Origin of the sequence: Vibrio sp. 1641 (assembly GCF_033339995.1) — a bacterium.
GTDB lineage: Bacteria > Pseudomonadota > Gammaproteobacteria > Enterobacterales > Vibrionaceae > Vibrio > Vibrio alginolyticus.
Genome location: NZ_JAWOVP010000171.1, coordinates 1 through 713, shown reverse-complemented (window position 1 = coordinate 713; position 713 = coordinate 1). Strand labels below are relative to the sequence as shown.

Annotated in this window: 1 protein-coding gene; it reads left to right on the top strand. The window is 41.1% G+C overall.

What is annotated here, in order from left to right; translation table 11 throughout:
- Window positions 1–242 precede the first annotated feature (242 nt).
- Window positions 243–713 (top strand): cupin domain-containing protein (locus tag R7Z47_RS24865; protein ID WP_318130766.1); only part of this gene is annotated, 471 nt, incomplete at its 3' end.

Below are 713 nucleotides of genomic sequence, written 5' to 3'. Positions count from 1 at the left end.
GCTACCGATGACTAGAGAAACCAATTTTTTATTCACTACTTTTTCCTTATTGTTACGTTATAACATATGATTTTTAAGTTGTTATAATATAACAATTATCATTACACAAGGAATAATTGAAAATAGAACCCATTTGTATTCAGAAAACCGTTGAACATTGCTTAACCAACCATTGCATCAAATTACGTTTTTAAACGTATAATTGGATCAAGCACCGATAAAATAAGTAACGGTATTTCAGTATGTTGAATATGGATTTTTCTCAAAGGGTCGTCATCGAAACAGGCAGCCAAAATTGGGTTGCTAGCCCCTCTCAAGGAGTGTGGCGTAAGCCATTGGAGCGAGAGGCAAAAGAATCTGGTCACGTAACCAGTGTAGTGAAGTACGAAGCAGGATCGCGTTTTTCTCCTCACCTTCACCCTTACGGAGAAGAAATTTTTGTGCTCGATGGTGTCTTCTCTGACGAAAATGGCGACTATCCCGCAGGTTCTTATCTTCGTAACCCACCCGGCAGTCAGCACGCGCCGTTTAGCGAGAAAGGTTGTGTCATTTTGGTCAAGCTCAATCAATTTGATCCGAACGATCTTAAAACTGTTCGAATCAATACTCGAGAAACAGAATGGTTGCCTGGCATTGGCGGACTACAAGTGATGCCGTTACATGATTTTAAGCACGAGCACGTTGCGTTGGTGAAGTGGCCCAAAGGCGAAAAG